Origin of the sequence: Cobetia sp. L2A1, from assembly GCF_009796845.1 — a bacterium.
Lineage (GTDB): Bacteria > Pseudomonadota > Gammaproteobacteria > Pseudomonadales > Halomonadaceae > Cobetia.
In genome coordinates, this window is sequence record NZ_CP047025.1 from 1,436,016 (window position 1) to 1,454,385 (window position 18,370).

Genomic DNA, 18,370 nt, shown 5'->3' on the forward strand with positions numbered 1-18,370 from the left:
TGTCGTCGACATCTTCCCGTGATCTTTCAGGCGTCTCGTGAGCGGGTTGCTCTCTCTGAGAACGCATCCATGCCGGGAGAGGCACGCTGCTCGCCATCACGTTCCATGTGGAGGCTGTGAAGTGCAGCGCCATGGGAAGTCTTCATCAACGATCTGATGACAGGCATTGTCTATTTCTCAAGGCGATGAGACAAACTGGATGTTTTCATTATCAATATGAATTAAATTCATAGTGATGACTGGCATCATCTTGGAGACGGCCAAATAGGGCGAATTGAGTGGAGGGAAAGCTGGGTGATAAAGCGTGCTATATAAGCGGCTGAGCAGCTGAAGCGAGCCTAGGTACAGACACAAGCTGACCAATCTTCCGCTCGGGCTTGCTTATGTTTCAACTAGATAACGCTCCAGTGATCACGAGAACTCTACCCACTCTTCATACACGGCCATGAAGATGAGGCTGCCTCATGAGGCGAGCGGCTGATGATTGGGCGCCACCAGGCCGTGGCGTCGCATGCGGCGGTAGATGGTGGGCCGCGAGACGCCGAGTTGGCGGGCGACCTGGCTGACGTTCCAGTCCGTGTGACGCAACAGCTCGAGCAATTCGCTGGCCTCTGTCCCAGCCTCCGCCCACGAGAGTGCTGGAGAGGCCGTGTTCGAGGAAGAGCGGCAGGCAGGGCTGGAGGAAGTGGCAAGTGGACTGGCAGCCCAGCGGACACTGCCAGTGTTGGCTTGGCAGACGTCCGGCAGATCATGCAGGGTGATTTCATCGCCCTCTGCGGTGGCCATCGCGAAGGCAATCGCATTGCGCAGTTGTCGTATGTTGCCCGGCCAGTGGTGGCTCAGCAGCGCACTGATGGCGTCCGCGCGCAAGTGGAGTGTCTGGTCGCGCTCGGCCTGCAGTTCCGCATGCAACTTGCGAATGAGGTAGTGGCGATCGGCGCGCTCACGCAGTGCGGGCAGCAGGAGTTCGGCGCCATTGAGTCGGTAGTAGAGGTCTTCGCGGAATTGCCCGCTGGCGATCAGCTCCATGACATCACGATGGGTGGCAGTGATGACGCGAATATTCACTTTGATAGGCATCTCGGCCCCCAGAGGTGACACCTCTCGTTCGGCGAGTACGCGCAGCAGTCGTGATTGGAGCGCTAGCGGCATGTCGCCGATCTCATCCAGAAACAGCGTGCCACCGTCGGCCTGTTGGATCAGGCCGCGCATGCCCTTGGGCCTTCCTCCCGTGAAGGCACCTGGCAGATAGCCGAAGAGCTCACTTTCAATCAGTGACTCCGGGATGGCGGCGCAGTTCACCGCTACAAAGGGTGCCTTGGCACGTGGCCCGCTGTCATGCAGTGCTCGAGCCAACACTTCCTTGCCCGTGCCCGTTTCGCCACGAATCAGGATGCTTACATTCTCGTGGCGCATGCGGCGTGCCAGTTTGAGCAGGCGGTGCATGGAAGGGTCGTCTCCCGCGAGCTGGTCCAGCTCGGGCACCGGGTCATCCTGTCGACTGACTGTGGGGTGGGCCTGCACCGGATAGCCGCGTGGCTCGATCAGTGTCACGAAAACGATGGCGTCATCAGCCCGCAGGCGAAAGGCGCGGATCTGATCCAGGCTGGCATTCGGAATGCTCAACAGCTCATTGAGCTCCCCATCAAACAGCTGCGTGACCGCAGGCAGGGTGGAGACCATCCACGGTGGCCAGCGCTCCAGATGCGTATCGATCAGGTGTCGACCTTCGTGATTGGCGGCGATCACCTTGCCATCTTCCTGAATGGCAAGCAGGCCGCGGCCATTAAGATGCACGAACTCCCGTGCCGTGTCGAAGCGCAGGATCAGGCAATCCCGATAGCGATGCAGGAAGTAGGCATCCTCGATCATGCGGGCATGCAGGGTGACGAGGGAGAGCGCAAAGGTCTGGCTCTCCTGGGGGCGTGGTGATTTCAGCGCTGAGATGTCGAGCGCGGCGATCACGCGCCCCTGAGGATCAGTGATGGGGGCCGCCGTGCAAGTCAGGTCGATGTGGGTGGCATCGAAGTGCTCGCGCTGATGGCAGGTAACGGCTTCACCATCGTGCAGACAGGTGCCCACCGCCGAGGTACCAGCGTAGCGCTCGTTCCAGTCCGAGCCAAGATAGAGGCCGGCGCGGCGCAGCTCACTCAACTGGTCGCGCTGACCGCGAAAATCCATCGCGATTCCGCGTTGATCGGTGAGAATCAATGCATAGCCATGTTGTGCGATCTGGCTATAGAGCCGCTCCACACCGGCACGCGCCACGTGCAACAGCTCATCCGCTGCTTCCTGATGATCGCGCAGCGCTTGTTGGGTGAGGACGCGTACGGGGCGAGGGCGGCTGGGATCTAGCTGGTATTCCTCCAGACAGCGATGCCAGGAACGTTGGATGATATCGCGCTGGGTGTCAGGGAAGGCGTCGCGGCCTTCGCCCAGTTGCATCAGAGTCTGGATATGCTGCCGCTTATCGGGCTGCATCGTTTCGAGTTGGCGGATCATGGCTACCTCGGCGCTGGCCGTCTCGGGACGGCTCTTTTGGTAATGGCTGGGGTCATCGTGACTGTCGTATTAGTGGTATCGCAATCAGGGACTTGGCGAGAGCTGTCGTAGCAATAGCGGTCGTAACAGTAGTGGCAGTAAAGAGCGGCGTGCCCTCCTTCAAGCGTATGCGGTGTGGCGGGAGCGTCAATCACCCTCTCCTGCATCCTTGGTCGGGGCGTTACAGGTGTAACGCCCCGTGTCAGGCGTACGGCGTACAGCTGTCACAAGGAAGGTGGAGAGCCTAGCGAGGCGAGGAGGTTGGCGGTGCGGTAGTGGCGAATTTTTGTCATTCACGACAAGTGCTTACGAGCTTTGTCAGTCGTGCATGATGAAGCTGGCATGCTTGATGCCTTGGATGAAAGGCGTGACTACAACATCCAACAACACGCGGAGAGACGCCATGACCGCACGCACGCCAACTCAGATCGCTCAGCAATGGCTCGATGATTTCGAGTCCTCCCTGACTCAGCGCGATATCGCCCGGGTTCTCTCGTTGTTTGGCGAGGAATGCTACTGGCGCGATTTGATCGCCTTCACCTGGAATCTCAAGACGTCGGAGGGCAAGGACGAGATCCAGTCGATGCTCGCGGCGACCCTCGAGCATGTCGCTCCTTCTCGCTGGCAACTGGATGGCGAGGCCAGTGAGGCCGGCGGCATCGTCGAAGCCTGGTTCACCTTCGAGACCGCAGATGCACGCGGCAAGGGCTTGTTGCGCCTGAAAGAAGGGCGCTGCTGGACGCTATTGACCGCCATACGCGAACTCAAGGAATTCCCCGAGCCGCTGGGCATGCAGCGCCCCAAGGGCGCCGAGCATGGAGCCAACAAGCAGCGTGAGACCTGGCTTGAGTCGCGTCAGCGCGAAGAGGTAGAGCTGGGGTACGAGCGCCAGCCGTATTGCGTGATCATCGGTGGCGGTCAGGGCGGTATCGGGCTGGCCGCGCGGCTCAGACAGATGGATGTGCCGACCATCGTGATCGACAAGAATTCGCGTGCGGGCGATGCCTGGCGTAATCGCTACAAATCTCTGTGTCTGCATGATCCGGTGTGGTACGACCACATGCCTTACATTCCCTTCCCGGCAAACTGGCCGGTCTTCGCCCCCAAGGATAAGGTCGCGGACTGGCTGGAGATGTACACCAAGATCATGGAGCTCAATTATTGGAACTCCACCGAGTGTGACAGTGCCCACTTTGATGAGGCGAGCGGAGAGTGGATCGTTGAGGTCACGCGCAACGGTGAGTCGGTGACCCTGCGTCCCAAGCAGTTGGTGCTGGCCACAGGCATGTCGGGCATGCCCAATGTGCCGCGCTTCCCGGGGGCCGAAACCTTCGAAGGCGAGCAGCAGCACTCCAGTCAGCATCCGGGGCCAGATGCCTATCGTGGCAAGAAAGTGGTCGTGGTGGGCGCCAACAATTCCGCTCACGATATCTGCGCCGCGCTGTGGGAGCACGATGCAGACGTGACCATGCTGCAGCGCTCCTCCACGCATGTGGTGAAGTCCAACTCGCTGATGGAAGAGGCACTGGGGCCGCTTTATTCCGAGCAGGCGGTACAAAATGGCATCGACCACCACAAGGCGGATCTGATCTTTGCCTCGATTCCCTACAAGGTACTGCCTGACTACCAGCGTCCGATCTTCGAGGCAATCCGCAAGCGCGATGCTGACTACTACCGTCGGCTGGAGGCGGCAGGTTTCCTGCTCGATTTCGGAGATGACGATTCTGGCCTGTTCCTGAAATATCTGCGCCGCGGCTCCGGCTACTACATCGATGTGGGCGCCTGTGATCTGGTCGCCAACGGCGATATCAAGTTGCGTAGTGGCGTCGGCATCGAGTGCATCAATCCGCGCTCGGTCACTCTGACGGACGGCTCGGAATTGCCCGCCGACCTGATCGTCTATGCCACCGGCTACGGCTCGATGAATGGCTGGGCGGCACGAATCATCTCGCAGGATGTGGCCGACAAGGTCGGCAAATGCTGGGGCATGGGCTCCGATACGCTCAAGGACCCCGGCCCTTGGGAGGGGGAGCTGCGCAACATGTGGAAGCCGACCCAGCAGCAGGCACTGTGGTTCCACGGCGGCAACCTGCACCAGTCCCGCCACTATTCCCAGTATCTGGCGCTGCAGCTGAAGGCGCGGCTCGAGGGTATCCCGACGCCGGTCTACGGTCTTCAGGAAGTCCACCATCTGAGCTGAGGTCAGTGGCGCTGGGCAGTGTGCCAGTGCCATGACAGCAGCGCAGCATTTGCAGAATTCAGTGAGAGATTCAGGAGACGACTCATGCAGCTGAACGACAAGATTGCCTTGGTGACAGGGGGTGGCCGCGGTATCGGTCAAGGGATCGCGCTGGCATTGGCCAAGGCGGGCGCGGATGTGGTGGTGGCGGATCTGGATCTCGCCATTGCCCGTGAGACAGCGGCGGAAGTGGAGGCACTGGGTAGACGATGCCTGGCGCTACAGGTCGATGTCTCGGATGCGGCCTCCGTGCGGCGCTTGATCGAGGAGGCCGAAGACGGGCTTGGCCCACTCGATATCGCCGTCAACAATGCCGGCATCATCGGCATCCACTCCATCGATGCACTGACAGTGGAGGAATGGGACCGCGTCATGAACGTCAACGCCCGAGGCACCTTTCTGTGCACTCAGGCAGAGGTCGCCGTGATGCGCTCACGCCGCTTTGGGCGGATCATCAACGTGGCCTCGATGGCCGGCAAGGTCGGCTTCCCTGATCTGTCGCACTATTGCGCTTCGAAGTTCGCGGTCATTGGCTTCACCAACGCGGTCGCCAAGGAAGTGGCAGTGGAAGGCATAACCGTGAACGCCATTTGTCCAGGCATCGTCGGCACCGGCATGTGGCGAGGTGATGGCGGACTTTCTGCACGCTGGAGCGAAAAAGGCGAAAGCGAGGAGGCCGCATGGGAGCGTCTCCAGAAAAGCCTGCTGCCCCAAGGCGTCGCCCAGACCCCCGAGGATATGGGCCGACTGGCGGTCTATCTCGCACAGGCCGAACATGTGACAGGGCAGGCCATCGCCGTGGATGGTGGCTTTACGCTATGAGCCAGCGTTACGCTCATAGCCACCACTGATTCTCATAGTCCGATACACGGGGGAAAGGCTGTAAGCCCGGGCCACACGACGCAATACAGACAACGCCGCCCCCGGTAACGGGAGGCGGCGTTGCGGTGTCTGTTGCGCAGAGTATTCAGCCCAACTTCACTCTGCACTGAGAGGCCAGCGATAGGGATCAGTAAAGATGAACGGCCTCCAGGTGAGCACGCGACACACCTTGGTCATCGGTCAGCGTCAGTGTCTTGCCTGCTATCTGCCAACCCGAGACGTCGCTGAGTGTCGTGAGGAAAACGCGCTCGAGCGTCGCTACTTCACCGGGGCATGCCATGCGTGTAGTGGCCAGTCGATTGAAGCTGAGTTCGTGCTCATCATGGTGATACTCGCCCATCAGGCGATTGCAGCCGGTGGTACCGGCCACTCGCGAGTGCTGTGTCGAAGAGTCAGGGCTATGCAAGACGATATGGGCTTCACGCTGGCCCTCCACCACGGGTGTCGGCTGGTCATCGAGTGTCACCAGTTTCCAATAGGTGTTCTCCAGCGGCTCGTCGACGCCTTGAGGGTTGGCAGAGGACTGAGCACCTGCGCAGCCGCCCAGGGTGAGCGCCGCGCACATCATCGTCACCAGCACTGGAATCTGCACCTGTTTCATCACGATATCTCCCTCTTCTCAAGTGATCGGACTTGACCTGATTGCTGGTTCGGCATTGCCATGGATAGCACGATGATTCAGTACCTCATAAGGCTTCGCGCCGTGATGATATTGCTGAAAAAGGAAGCGCTGAGGCTCGATGATGATGCCAACCCAATGCCAGCGTTGTAGTCTGAAGGCGGGAAGAGGCCTCACGTGCATTCTGAAAGAACCTCCAAGGAGTTGTCATGCCTGCCACCCGCACAACCTCGTCCGCCAGAGAGCGGGCACATCTGTTGTGGGACCTGTTCATTATCGTGCTGGTGATCGTCAATCTGACACTGTTGCTGTTCGATAGCCTCTTTTTGATTCCCCCCCTGGGCGCTGCTTTCGAGGCCGTTGCCCCCGGTTTGCATGGGGCTTATGAGCAAAACATCCACGCCAATTTCCTGAGCATTGATCTGGCGTTCGTCGCGGTCTTCCTGCTGGATGTGTTGCTGGGATGGGCGGTGGCCATCGCCGAGCGTCGCTATCACCGCTGGTTCTTCTATCCCTTCGTGCACTGGTATGACGTACTGGGCTGCATTCCGCTCAGCGGTTTCCGTCTGTTGCGTGTGCTGCGTGTCGTCTCGTTGTTGCACCGCCTGCAGCGCATGGAGTTGATCGACGTGCGCCATTGGTACCTCTATCGTGTGGCCGCCAAGTACGCTGATATCCTGATGGAGGAGCTGACGGATCGCATCGCCATTCGCATGCTCGACAATGTGCAGCAGGAGCTGACGGCTGGCGACGATCTCTCATCCTCCGTGATCGAGCGCGTGGTGGAGCCACGCAAGCAGGCCTTGATCCGCGAGGTCAGCCAGCGACTCGAATCCATGGCGGGGGATATCTATACGCAGAACCGTGACGATACCCTGCGTTATGTACGGGGGTTGGTCAGTCGTACCCTGGCAGAAAGTCCCGAGCTCAAGCGGGTGTCACGCTTGCCCATGGGCAGTCAGCTCACAAAAGGGCTTGAAGGCTCGCTGTCGGATCTGGCCTGTCATCTTGTCGATGAAGCCTTGTCTGGCCTACGTTCCAAGGAATTTGCCTCCCTAGTGGAGCATCTGGCCGAGAGCGGTTTCGATGCCTGGTTGCGCACAGACCCTCAAACCGAACAGATCACTGAGCAGGTACTGGTCGATATGCTGGAACTGCTCAAGGAGCGGATCGCGGTGAAGGGCTGGCAGCAGAAGTACCAGTGATAGGATGCAAGGGGCAGGCCGCGCCTGCTCGATCATGTTCCACCAAGTCAGTTTCAGGAGAGAATCATTCATGTCATCCGCTCATGATGCCGTTATCGACAGACCCGATAGCCTGCACGCGAAGGAGTGGTTACGTGCGTACCAGCGGGTGCGTGCTGCCACTGAAGCCATTTGTGCGCCACTGCACAAGGAAGACTACATGGTGCAGAGCATGGCGGATGTCAGCCCGCCGAAATGGCACATTGCCCATGTCACCTGGTTCTTTGAGGCTTTCATCCTGAAGCCGTTTTACGCCGCTTATCAGATCCTTGATCCCGCCTACGATCATCTGTTCAATTCCTACTACGAGACCCATGGCGTACCGTTTCCGCGAGCTGAGCGTGGCACGCTCTCGCGGCCCACTGTCGATGATGTCTATCGCTATCGCGCACACGTCGACCTGGCCATGCAGGCACTGCTCACTGATCCCCCTCAGGAACATCTGCCCGAGATTCTTCGCCGCCTCGAGCTGGGGCTGCCGCATGAACAGCAGCATCAGGAACTGCTGTTGATGGATATCAAGCATATCCTGGCGCAGAACCCGCTGTGTCCGGCCTATCGGGACGATCTGGCGACGGCCCACGCACCAGAAGTGAAGGCACTCGGATGGCTTGCCTATCCTGCCGGCATTCAGCACATTGGCCATGACGCCTCTGCGGGTGGCTTTGCCTACGACAATGAGATGGGGCGTCATCGCCAGTTCGTCGAGGTATTCGAGATCGCTGACCGTCCGGTGACCAACGGTGAGTTTCTCGCGTTCATGCAGGCGGGCGGGTACACCACCCCCGAGCACTGGTTGGCGGATGGCTGGGCCACGGTCAAGGCCGAAGGTTGGCAGGCACCGCTTTACTGGGTCGAACGCGATGGCGTCTGGCATCACTACACCCTGGGGGGCTTGGTGCTGGTAGACATGAATGCACCGGTCTGTCACGTCAGCTTCTACGAGGCCGATGCCTACGCACAGTGGGCGGGCGCGCGTCTGCCCACCGAGGCTGAGTGGGAGGTGGTGGCTCAGGATACCCCCCTCACGGGCAACTTCGTTGATCAGGATCATCTGCAGCCAGTCGCGGCCGAGAGAGCCGAAGGCATGCCGAGTCAAATGTTCGGCGATGTCTGGGAGTGGACGGGCAGTGCCTATCGCCCGTATCCGGGCTTTCGCAAGCTGCCTGGCAGCCTCGGCGAGTATAACGGCAAGTTCATGTCCGGCCAGATGGTGCTCCGCGGAGGCTGCTGTGCCACGCCCGCCGACCACATTCGCGCGACCTATCGCAACTTCTTCCCGCCTCAGGCTCGCTGGGCGTTTTCCGGCTTCCGCCTCGCCAGGGACACTGATGCGTAACTGACCGGGGTCCTTGATGCCCTGACGTTAGACGCTGTCTCTGCCAACCCACAAAGGAGTGTTCATGGCCGACCATCCCGAACCCCGTATTACCCTGCACTCGCTATCCTCACGTGTGCGAATTCTGGTTGGCGAGACGGTGATAGCCGATACCTGCAATGCGCTGGAATTGCGTGAGAAAGGCTATCCGCCGAGGCTTTACCTGCCGCGCGCCGATGTCGTGATGGCAAAGCTCTCGGTCTCCAGCACTGTCACCCATTGTCCGTTCAAGGGTGACAGCACCTATTACTCGCTACCTGATCTGCCGGATATCGCCTGGAGTTACGATCATCCCATCGAGGAGATGCAGGCGATCGCCGGGCGACTGGCGTTTGATGCCGAAAAGGTCACGCTGGAGGAAGGATAATTCAGGCGAACGAGTCGCTACCAATCTGACCCTCTTTCGTGGGCCACCAACTGTCCGTTGTGCTGATTTCATGGATAAGTCGATAGTAAACAGTGGCTTGTCGTTACATTGGTGGTTAGAATCCTGCGCTTGCTGCACCGCGCCCAGCCATTGGGCGCGGTCAGTGTGCAACAGCATTGGCTTGGCGCAAGCGCGCCGCAGGCTTATCTCTCTTTCATCACGACCCAGTACTCTCGGTTGGACGAATCACCCTGCTTGATTCCTTTCCGTACAGGCTGTACCAGGAGTCAAGACAGTGGTTGTCCCTTCGAACATCGCGCCAGTGATGAGTGTACTGCTATGCCTCGCCCTCGGGTCCTTCGTCAGTCGCTACCTCAAGTCTCCCCGCATGAAAGGGCGTATCGGTGAGTGGCGGGTACGTTGGATGGCACGTCGCCTTGGCAAGCAAGGCTTTCGAACGCTGCACAATGTCACGCTCAAGACGCCGGGCGGAACCACTCAGATCGACCACGTTCTGCTGTCGCGTTTCGGCTGCTTCGTGCTGGAAACCAAGAACATGAAGGGCTGGATCTCCGGCAGTGAGCATGAGGCGAACTGGACCCAGCAGTTTCCTCGTCAGTCGTTCAGCTTCCAGAACCCGCTACGTCAGAACTACAAGCATCTCAAGGCGCTGGAGGCGACGCTCGGCGTGACTCCCGAGCACCTGCATTCGGTGATCGTCTTCGTCGGCAGTGCGGTCCTGAAAACCGAGATGCCGCCCAACGTGACGCATGGCACTGGCTTCGTTTCCTTCATACGGACATTTCAGACCCCCGTCTTCAGCGAGGCACAGGTCGAGGCCATGCATGAGGCGCTACGGATGGGGCGTCTGGCACCGACTCGGGCGACGCAGCGTGCCCACGTGCAACATCTCAAGCAGCGCAATGATTCCCAGGCGAGATGTGAATGCCCGAAATGTGGCAGCCGGATGGTGCTGCGCACTGCCAGGGCCGGAGCGCGTGAAGGTCAGCAGTTCTGGGGCTGTTCGGCCTATCCTGAGTGCCGTGTCACTCAGGCACTGTGATGCCTGGATTTAGGGAACAAGTGCTGCAATTATTCTATGAACCCAGAAAGTTATCCCTATAGGGATAATTAGCCAGATATAGCGGAGCTAACCATAATTTTTCCCTATAGGGAAAATGGTTAGTATGCGGGCTGTGAGCGCTTTGATTTTTCTCTTTCAGGACAATTTGGGGCGATCAGTCTGTCAAAGTGTCATGGAAGACCGCGCCACAAAAGAGCTGCAAGTGCTCCATCCGTTCGTACTGGCCCAGGCGGCCTACACTCGCTCCTGGTTCATCCCGACCGCCAAGCGCGAAATTGGACGGATGCAGACACTAAGTGCAACACCCCTATTAATTGAGGGTGGTGCATAGTCGTTGTGCCATCTCCAGCCCGCCGACCACCTGCGCTTCGGTATCGATAGGCGATAGCTAGTATGCGGCCTTCGTCTTTAGCGTCGCTTCATCAGCTCATGCAGTACTTCGCCATGTATTTCACCAAGCAGATGCGTGTAGTGATGGGTCAATGTCTGGGAGCTACGGTGACCGATCAGCTTGGCTAGCAATTCGAGACGATGACCTCGTGCCTTGGCATCCTTTTCCAGTACGTCGTAGACCGCTCGGCGACAGTTGGCCAGTGATTTTGGAGTGAAGCACCAATGTCCTCGACAGGCGGAGGAAAGACGATCCAAGAGCTGAGGGTAGTCGTCGCTGTAGAGTCGCAGTACGAGCCACGAGACCGCATTGTGCCTCAGAAGGTGAAAGTCAAAGTGAATGTCCTCCAGGTTGAGGCCGGGCGTGAGGGCCCCTCGGAGAGAGTGCCGGACCCATGCCATCAGCGGGGTCAGCAAGCTCATCCTTGAATAGCCCAACGGAGAGCTCTCTGGGCCCAGCAAGGCAATATTCTGTAAACGATGCTGGTCAGCAAAGGACTCACGGCGCATATCAATCCATTCTCGCACTAGCTTCATCAACTCTGGTGATATCAGAAGGTGAAGTGGAACGCTGCGGCGAGCATTTGCCGTTTTCCCGGCATGAATCTCCACATAACAGTAGCTAGGCCCGTCTTCCCCCGGCTGATTGATGATGATGTCATGCAGTGTCAATGCCATCACTTCTCCTGCCCGCAGGCCCCCGTAGTAGCCAAGGAGGAAGGCGATCAGCCAGCTGCGCCGCAATCCACTCCGCCCTCGGGAGAGCGCCCGGGTCAGATGTTCTGCCTCATGTGGCATGATCAGATGTGTGCGCAGAGTACTGATGAAACGACCTCCCTCACCTTGTGGTGGGGTGATATGCGATAACCGATCGTTGCCTTGGCAAAAGCTGATGAACTGATTGAACGTCTGGAAGAAGTTGTGGGACGTCGAAGTGTCCCAGCCTTTCCGAGTCGGTAGCTGCTCACCGATCGCTTCCATCAGTTCTTCATCCCAGAGTGTCAACCATGGGATATCGGGCAACATCATCATATGGGCAGACGTCAGTCGGCTTAGATAAGTCCTGAGCGTGCTGGCTTTGTTGCCTTGAGTGCTCGACTGATAAGACAGCCATAGCAATATCCAGAGTGGGTAGCTCTCTTCGCCAAGCATGCGTATCAATATCTCAGCGTAGCGGGATGTAATGGCGTCATGCCGCTGGGTCGCGGATCCCCCTTTGGGGTTTATCAGACCTTCATGCTCCAGCTCGGTGATATACGCATATAGCTGGTTTCCTGCCTTCACATACCAGTCTGTTACTAGTTGATCCTGCCGGTATCGAGAGGAGGTTGAAGCTGGTTGTTCACTGCTTCCGGCGCTTGCTCCCATAAGCAGCTCGGGGGTGTGGAGGTCGGTCTCGATGTTTTCCGTCTCAGAGACATCCATTGCGCCAGGAGCGCTTGACGTACCGGAGGTAGGGAGAGTTTTTTTCGGGAGAAAGAGGCTTTCATCATGCTGCCAAGGGGAGCGCCAGCTGCACACTGGCAGAGGATAGCGCCGAAGCAGTTGTGACCAGACTGGCGCGGGTCCCAACAATGTCGTGCACCGGAAGGCATGACGAAGCAAGAATCGGACACGCTTTGGCGAAACGGGGGAGCGTGTCCCGTGGGGTGCCTGGCCATCTTTTAGCTGTTCCAGACCAGTGACCAGGAGCTGATCCAGATGAGCGGCTCGCGCTTCCAATGGACTGTTCAGGTCCAGCGTATTATCCGGTGAGAACCACCATTGATCTGCTCGCTGGGAGGAGAGGGCTGGTGATGCGACAGGGGACTGGCGGCAAGCCCTGAGTAGCCTTCTGAGATGATTCGGGATTTTTAGCCGGTAATGCGCCGGATGTGCTCGAGGTAGCCCTGGCAGACAGCCAATGAACCAATGGTGGGGTCCGCGTTTGGTGTTCAGGCGTGGCAGGTGTTCTGAGCTCAAGTTCAGCAGGGTATGGCGAATCACTTCTTCCTCCATTCCCAGCAGGGTGCCCATGCTCAGGGCCAGGAAGAGAAGAGACTGCTCTGGCGTGCATTGGTTGGCGGGAATGCTCTGCAGGGCGCGTACCGGATCCAGCACCCGTTGCTGAACCTTGATATCTCGTGACGAGGTAGCCGCTGATGAGGGTCTGATCGGGCGCTTGATACTGGTCGGAATCGTGGCCTCGAATTCAGGCTCCCGGTTGAGATGAGTGAGTACTAGCGCAACTTCCTTGCTGACCTTTCGGGAACTGAAGCCGAGTTCTGCCTGCTTGGCTATCTGGATGGCATTGCGAATCAAGGCTTGTACATCTCGCTGCTTCAAGCGAGTGGCATTGTGTCGAGCGCGAGAGGGCATGGTCGAGGACGCACTTTGCTGTCTGGCCTGTTCCCTGGCTACCTTTTTCTCATGTCGTCGCCAAGCGTAGCGCGCGACATCCTTGCGGAAATGCCAGTGTTCTTCAGAGGACGAGTAAAGACGATGGTCTGTATTCCCCCAGCGACGGAATATCTTACCCAGTCTTTTCGATAGTTCGATCGGAGGAAGCTTGGAAGACACGAGGTTCTGGGGGGTGGCACGCGACGGTACATCGGCATTCTTTCGAAGGTCAATGGTGGTGATGGCGCTCATTGTCCACCTCCTGAAAGAGCTTGCGCAGTGTGCTCAATAGGCCATGGGAGGTCGTCTCTGTTAAGCAATCCAGGTGTCAATCCGCATAGCCGGGCAATCTCGGTGAGTGCACTTCGTGTATCCGATTGAATCAGGCTCCGATCGCTTGACGGGGATTGGAGCGAATGTCCCAGGGTGATGTGCCCAGCGAGCGCGTGAACCGTAGCCTGGGGAAGTCGCGACTGCAGCGCGGTGATCATGCTGTGACGCGTAACATTGGAGGGCTTGCGGCTCCATTGACTCAATTCACCCGCCAAAGGCGATGACGTGAGTGTCGGGAGTTCCTTGAGCCACTGTCGCCAGTCAGCATGATACATGCGCTGTTGCTCCAATGTCTGCGTGAAGGCATTGAACTTCCAATGCACTGGATAGGCGACTCGCGCATGCCCAAGGAAATCTGCTTTTCCACTTCGACGCTCCCACCACTGCTTCCATGCCATCCGCCATTCATGTTGAAGCTCAAGCAATGCGCCAAGTGCCGGGACAAGTGGAATCTGGCGGCTTTCCTGCGCTCGAGCCGAATCCTTGTCACGTAGCCAGAGCGTATTTTCCAGCTGCTCACACTGGGTCGCGGGACCGAGAGGACGAGCCAAGGTACATACCTGCCAAGCAAGCAAGATCAGCGCTCCCAAGGCCTGACCTTGTCGGGCAATGACATCGCCGACTGCACGCAAGTCGCTGTTATGACTCCCTTTCAAGGTAATCAATGACTCGACCAGCGCGGAGTGGTTTTTGGCCCATTGGGCCAGTAGGCGAAGCGGGCGTTTGAAATAGCTCGGCTCCTCGGCTTTTGAGGAACCTACGAGATGATCTCCTCGAGACGTGAATGAGCTCTCTTGTGGAAGAGGAAATAGCCCAAGCGCAGATTGAGCCGAGAGAAAAGCCGTCTGAATGTTGTGCAGAGGAATCTGTCGATACGTTGCCGGGGCAGCGAGCGAGAGGGGGAGCTCACCTCGTAACCATGTTGCGATCACTTCATCTTCGCAGGCTGGAACCACCCAATGGTGGTGGCTGGCAGACAGGCGTCTAAGCGTCAGGGCGCTACCTGGGCGATTCTTCCCCCAGCGCTTGAGTTTTTTCTCGATCAGTGATTTCAGTGCTTTGAAAGGCTGAGACCCGATGGGCCATACCTTCCCCGCCATGAGTGATTGGTTGAGTGTGTCGGACAATGGCAACGTGATAGTGGTTTCGGTAGGCGCCTTGTTGACAGCGTAGTGGAGTAGCCCTTCCTCCGGTGACCAGCCAGGAATTTGGTTCAGCGTTTGGCAGGTCGTCCATGCATTGGTGATGGTGGGTGATAGCGCAGGGGATCGGGCAATCACGGTTGTCTGGAGCAAGCGCTCAGGCGCTATTCCGGTGCAAAGTAGGATGTTGAGAAATGCCAGGCCCTGACGCTCTTGAATGACGCTGACAGGTACTACGATAGACGCCTGATCTTGTCGCGAGGGAAAGGTACGCAAAGCTGCGAGGATCTCTTCCTTGGGCCGCACGCCGATGTCTGCAGACGTCTTGAGGCTTCGGGTCTGTTGCAGGAGCTGAATGCGTTCGAGGTGAAGCGCCTGATCACCTTGGGATAACAGTGTGTTATGGAATATTCCTTTGATTGCCGCATCGGTGGAGCTACTGCTGGTATTGTGGTCGTCGGCTGATGATTCACTCCTATCATTCTTGTCTTGAAGGTGCTCTTCATCATCTTCAAACGCGATATCTTCGAGCGCTTCGATTACCTTCTCAATTTCAAAATTATCGGAAGCTTCAGCGAGGTTTTCTCGAGAATCATCGCTGATCCAAAGGGGAGAATCTCGTAAAATGATCTCGACATGTCGGCGTTTTCTATGATTCTCGTTACGTGCTCTCGGTTGCTTTCTGCCTGCACCACGAAAGGTCTGACTTGACTGATAAATATCGTCAAGCAAAGCACGTGTCGTCTTCTTGTAGCGCAGGTGCTTGGGATCCTGCGGTAGACGATCCGTTGCTCTGTCATAAGCATGAAGAAACTGTTCAAGTAGTTTCAGATCAGCATCGGAAAAATGCTCAGGAGGAGGGACTAACTGCTCCTCCAGGCTGGGTGAGATGGGCTTGGGGATATTGTTTTGAATATCGTCCAGATCTCCCCAGTCAAGTAGCCGCTTAATCGTCTTTCTAAGCTCAAGTATCTGGGTATAATATTTGATGGCAGAGCCACGTATTACAGTATGATAAGGCTGACAAAAAATCAGTCTAAGCAGCTTGCGGATACTGCTTACGCGAGGATCAGTGAGCGATGTAAATCGGTAATTAACCGTATAATGAAGGCAGTGAGACATTCTATAATTTCGATGTGTCTCATCTTCCATAAAAAATTGGCTTACTAGGAACTCCTCTACTTGGGACACAAGGTCTGGCGCCGAGTAATCGGTGGCAAAGAGGCGAGCACTGAGGCGATATTCTGAGGCAATCAAGGGAGGGAGACTCCCCTTGAGCCAGTCTGGTACAAGGGGCCAGCGGGAGCCGATTGCATTGAGATCGTAATCAGCCAATACTTGGTCAGGTAGTTGGTGTTCACTCATGTGAAAGCCTCCTGTTTATCAGTCAATCGAAATTCATATCGCTAATTCCATTTGCGAATCTGAGTCGGTTTCCCCCTTGTTGTTTGAGTGCTTGCTTTTTTCTTTTATGTTGATTTGCTTGGTGGTATCTGATTCCTGCTTCCTATCATCTTTCCTTTTACTATTGGTGTTATTCTTCTTTGTTTTAGTGACAGTAGCCCAGTGTGCCGCATTTTTGTTTTTAGATGCACCACTTTGGCTAGTGTTTGTGTTATTTTTTGTTTCGTTCATAAACTTCCTGATCGAGTCAATCGAATAACGATGCTTGAACATTGATGAAATTTGTTTGTATGTCATTGGCAAGTTCTGTTGAGTGGCTACATTGCTCCATGCGTATTGTAATTTTTCATCCCTATTGAAGTTTCCCAGTATACTGTTCCATAGTTTTTTTTCGTTCACTTTGAAATCGCTTGCGGTATAAAGGTTGTATATATTTATCCATTCCCATCCAAGCTCAAGCAGAGGCTGTAGCATCCGGAAATAGAATCTCAACACCTGGATTTCATCTTCGTTGAGCTTGCCTATATCAATCTCGATGCAAAATACACTTTGTGAAGCGGGAACTTTTTGTGTTGAAATAATGGCCTTTATGACGTCAAAATTCACGAACTCCTCAGAAGGGTGAGTAGATTGTACGTTGCTCCGGAAGCGGACAGGTACCAGTGGCAGGCTTTCTGTCGCGACCGTTGGTCGAAAAGCATGCTCCTCACCCATGAGCTCGTCTGTGTCTACCTCGAGCATTCGCTGGTTAATGATCAGTGTCTTGTCTGCGCTGATTTTCAAGAGAGATGGCGTATAGCTAGGTACTGTCATGTTAGCGACTCCTGAGATAGGCAAAGGGGTACCGAGACGTATGAAAGAATCATTCGTCAAATCCGCGAAAGGGCAACGGAGCATTAACTTGAGAAGTGGGTAATCAGTTGAGTGATTCACCTGAAAGGTTGAATGGGGTCTCTGTGGAAACAGCCTCCTGATATGTCCAAGCCGAATCATTGTGTACTAATAGCATAACTCAAGTGGTGAGATTTTACGGCATCAGTTAACCGTCAAAATCGACCGTTTCGCGAGCATTAGGCCCTTTTAGTGCAAATCTCGGTAGTAATTTATTATCAGGAGAATGATTCCTGATTGATTTTTGTAATTCATCGGTTGTTGAACGGTGATGGTCTTCAAGCACTGCTTCAGAAATTATTGGCGCTGTTCTCAAAGGGATCTGCGACCCGGATGTATTCCGCCAACGTGTCGAGATGCTTGTGTCCTGTCACTCGCTGTATCTGCTCCAGGCTTTTCCCCCGCAGGTGAGCTTCAGTAATCAGACCAGCACGCATGCTATGTGTACTGAAACCCCGTGACGTCAGGTCTGAACGCTCGAGCGCCCTGATCAAGGCATTCTGGAATGCGGTGTGAGAGAGTTTCGAGCCTCCTGGCCTGCCGCCCAGCGACACGCTGCGAAATACCGCACCTCTCTTGATCTGAGCGGCTTCCAACCAGCGATACAGTAAATTGACGGGGCAGTAGGGGAGCGAGGCGTCCGCATTATGAATGGCTTTGACTTCATGTCGTCCCTCTTGATTTGTCTTGCTGCGAGCGAGCCTGACCAGCACACCACGTGCATCCTGTGTGAGGTGCTCGACACGAAGATTGAGCACTTCGCTGTAACGGAATGCTCCATAGAACGTCAGGCAGAACATGGCGGCGTCGCGCAGATCTCGCAACTCGCTCAAATCAAGGCTATTCAGCAGCTGATGTAGGTCATCTCTCATCAAGGCTGGAGCTCGTTTCACCGGGACTTCATTGAGACGTGCGCAGCCGCGCATGACTCCCTTGATCATTTGCTCATTGCCCAAGGTGGGATAGTTCATGACGACGTGCCACCGGCGTAACGAGCACAGCTGCCGCTTGAGTGTGTTCGGTTTATAGCCGTCCTCGAAACACCGGGTGAGATAGTTGGCAATCTCCGTGTCGGTGCTGGGAAGGGTGCCGCCACGCCTGAGAAACATCCGTATGTCGCTTTGAAACGCTCGAATGGTACTCGGCGCAAGGCTGGCCATTATCAGTTTACGTGCCGAGACCGTCAGGCAGAGTCCCGGCAGAGAGTCCTGGTTATCCTGATAAGGGAGCACTTGCATTTTCTGATGCCACCTTCTTTGAGGAGGCTGAATGCCTGCCAGTGGTCTGGACACCATGAGCTATCTCCATCGATGACGAAAAGTTGGAATGATGGCCGCCATTCTCCGATGAGATGGCCATTCAATTTCACGCTATCACCTTTCATAAATCAGCCAACCCGAAATGCATGCCCCTAAAGCTACGGAGAGTTGTAAATCATGCATATTCAAAATCATGAGGAATTTACAGGGCATGATTG

12 protein-coding genes are annotated in these 18,370 nt (G+C 56.3%); 6 read left to right on the forward strand and 6 right to left on the reverse strand.

Annotated elements, in window-relative coordinates:
* Positions 1–462: 462 nt before the first annotated feature.
* Positions 463–2,502, reverse strand: a complete 2,040-nt coding sequence (locus tag GQR90_RS06235) for a sigma-54-dependent Fis family transcriptional regulator (protein WP_233266452.1) — start codon at positions 2,500–2,502, stop codon at positions 463–465.
* Between the two features lie 442 nt (positions 2,503–2,944).
* On the opposite strand from GQR90_RS06235, the gene GQR90_RS06240 reads away from it, so the two are divergent.
* Both GQR90_RS06240 and GQR90_RS06245 read left to right on the forward strand, forming a co-directional pair.
* Positions 2,945–4,741 (forward strand): NAD(P)/FAD-dependent oxidoreductase, encoded by a 1,797-nt coding sequence (locus GQR90_RS06240; protein WP_158773355.1) that lies wholly within the window; start codon positions 2,945–2,947, stop codon positions 4,739–4,741.
* An 84-nt stretch (positions 4,742–4,825) separates the two neighbouring features.
* The gene (locus GQR90_RS06245) at positions 4,826–5,602 is read left to right on the forward strand and encodes an SDR family NAD(P)-dependent oxidoreductase (protein ID WP_158773356.1); all 777 of its coding nucleotides are present in this window, start codon (positions 4,826–4,828) and stop codon (positions 5,600–5,602) included.
* Positions 5,603–5,789: 187 nt separating this feature from the next.
* On the opposite strand, the gene GQR90_RS06250 is transcribed toward GQR90_RS06245, so the two are convergent.
* Positions 5,790–6,263 carry an META domain-containing protein gene (locus tag GQR90_RS06250; RefSeq protein ID WP_158773357.1) on the reverse strand — a complete coding sequence of 158 codons (474 nt, stop codon included), beginning with the start codon at positions 6,261–6,263 and terminating at the stop codon, positions 5,790–5,792.
* Between the two features lie 227 nt (positions 6,264–6,490).
* Here GQR90_RS06250 and GQR90_RS06255 point away from each other — a divergent pair, with 227 nt between their 5' ends.
* The 4 genes from GQR90_RS06255 (at position 6,491) to GQR90_RS06270 (ending at position 10,333) form a co-directional block, all read left to right on the forward strand.
* Positions 6,491–7,486: an ion transporter gene (locus tag GQR90_RS06255; RefSeq protein WP_144727860.1), complete on the forward strand. Its 996-nt coding sequence runs from the start codon at positions 6,491–6,493 to the stop codon at positions 7,484–7,486.
* Positions 7,487–7,556: 70 nt separating this feature from the next.
* Positions 7,557–8,864 (forward strand): ergothioneine biosynthesis protein EgtB, encoded by a 1,308-nt coding sequence (gene egtB, locus GQR90_RS06260; protein WP_158773358.1) that lies wholly within the window; start codon positions 7,557–7,559, stop codon positions 8,862–8,864.
* Between the two features lie 64 nt (positions 8,865–8,928).
* Entirely contained in the window at positions 8,929–9,270 is a 342-nt protein-coding gene (locus GQR90_RS06265) for a DUF427 domain-containing protein (RefSeq protein ID WP_158773359.1), read from the forward strand.
* Positions 9,271–9,565: 295 nt separating this feature from the next.
* Positions 9,566–10,333 (forward strand): nuclease-related domain-containing protein, encoded by a 768-nt coding sequence (locus GQR90_RS06270; protein WP_233266453.1) that lies wholly within the window; start codon positions 9,566–9,568, stop codon positions 10,331–10,333.
* 429 nt (positions 10,334–10,762) lie between these two features.
* Here the strand turns inward: GQR90_RS06270 and GQR90_RS06275 are convergent, their stop codons facing one another.
* The 4 genes from GQR90_RS06275 to GQR90_RS06290 all read right to left on the reverse strand — a co-directional run bounded on the left by GQR90_RS06275 (position 10,763) and on the right by GQR90_RS06290 (position 18,188).
* A complete protein-coding gene (locus tag GQR90_RS06275) occupies positions 10,763–13,375 on the reverse strand; it encodes a site-specific integrase (RefSeq protein WP_158773360.1) in 2,613 nt (870 codons plus the stop codon).
* Positions 13,372–15,963 carry a hypothetical protein gene (locus GQR90_RS06280; protein WP_158773361.1) on the reverse strand — a complete coding sequence of 864 codons (2,592 nt, stop codon included), beginning with the start codon at positions 15,961–15,963 and terminating at the stop codon, positions 13,372–13,374. The genes GQR90_RS06275 and GQR90_RS06280 overlap by 4 nt, the downstream gene beginning before the upstream one ends.
* A gap of 33 nt (positions 15,964–15,996) precedes the next feature.
* Entirely contained in the window at positions 15,997–16,815 is an 819-nt protein-coding gene (locus GQR90_RS06285; RefSeq protein WP_158773362.1) for a hypothetical protein, read from the reverse strand.
* A 368-nt stretch (positions 16,816–17,183) separates the two neighbouring features.
* Entirely contained in the window at positions 17,184–18,188 is a 1,005-nt protein-coding gene (locus GQR90_RS06290) for a site-specific integrase (protein ID WP_158773363.1), read from the reverse strand.
* Positions 18,189–18,370: the final 182 nt, after the last annotated feature.

Excerpts from the sequence above, each read along its gene's own strand:
- GQR90_RS06235 (WP_233266452.1), bottom strand. The coding sequence starts at position 2,502 with ATGATCCGCCAACTCGAAACGATGCAGCCCGATAAGCGGCAGCATATC.
- GQR90_RS06240 (WP_158773355.1), top strand. The coding sequence starts at position 2,945 with ATGACCGCACGCACGCCAACTCAGATCGCTCAGCAATGGCTCGATGAT.
- GQR90_RS06245 (WP_158773356.1), top strand. The coding sequence starts at position 4,826 with ATGCAGCTGAACGACAAGATTGCCTTGGTGACAGGGGGTGGCCGCGGT.
- GQR90_RS06250 (WP_158773357.1), bottom strand. The coding sequence starts at position 6,263 with ATGAAACAGGTGCAGATTCCAGTGCTGGTGACGATGATGTGCGCGGCG.
- GQR90_RS06255 (WP_144727860.1), top strand. The coding sequence starts at position 6,491 with ATGCCTGCCACCCGCACAACCTCGTCCGCCAGAGAGCGGGCACATCTG.
- egtB (WP_158773358.1), top strand. The coding sequence starts at position 7,557 with ATGTCATCCGCTCATGATGCCGTTATCGACAGACCCGATAGCCTGCAC.
- GQR90_RS06265 (WP_158773359.1), top strand. The coding sequence starts at position 8,929 with ATGGCCGACCATCCCGAACCCCGTATTACCCTGCACTCGCTATCCTCA.
- GQR90_RS06275 (WP_158773360.1), bottom strand. The coding sequence starts at position 13,375 with ATGAGCGCCATCACCACCATTGACCTTCGAAAGAATGCCGATGTACCG.
- GQR90_RS06280 (WP_158773361.1), bottom strand. The coding sequence starts at position 15,963 with ATGAGTGAACACCAACTACCTGACCAAGTATTGGCTGATTACGATCTC.
- GQR90_RS06285 (WP_158773362.1), bottom strand. The coding sequence starts at position 16,815 with ATGACAGTACCTAGCTATACGCCATCTCTCTTGAAAATCAGCGCAGAC.
- GQR90_RS06290 (WP_158773363.1), bottom strand. The coding sequence starts at position 18,188 with ATGGTGTCCAGACCACTGGCAGGCATTCAGCCTCCTCAAAGAAGGTGG.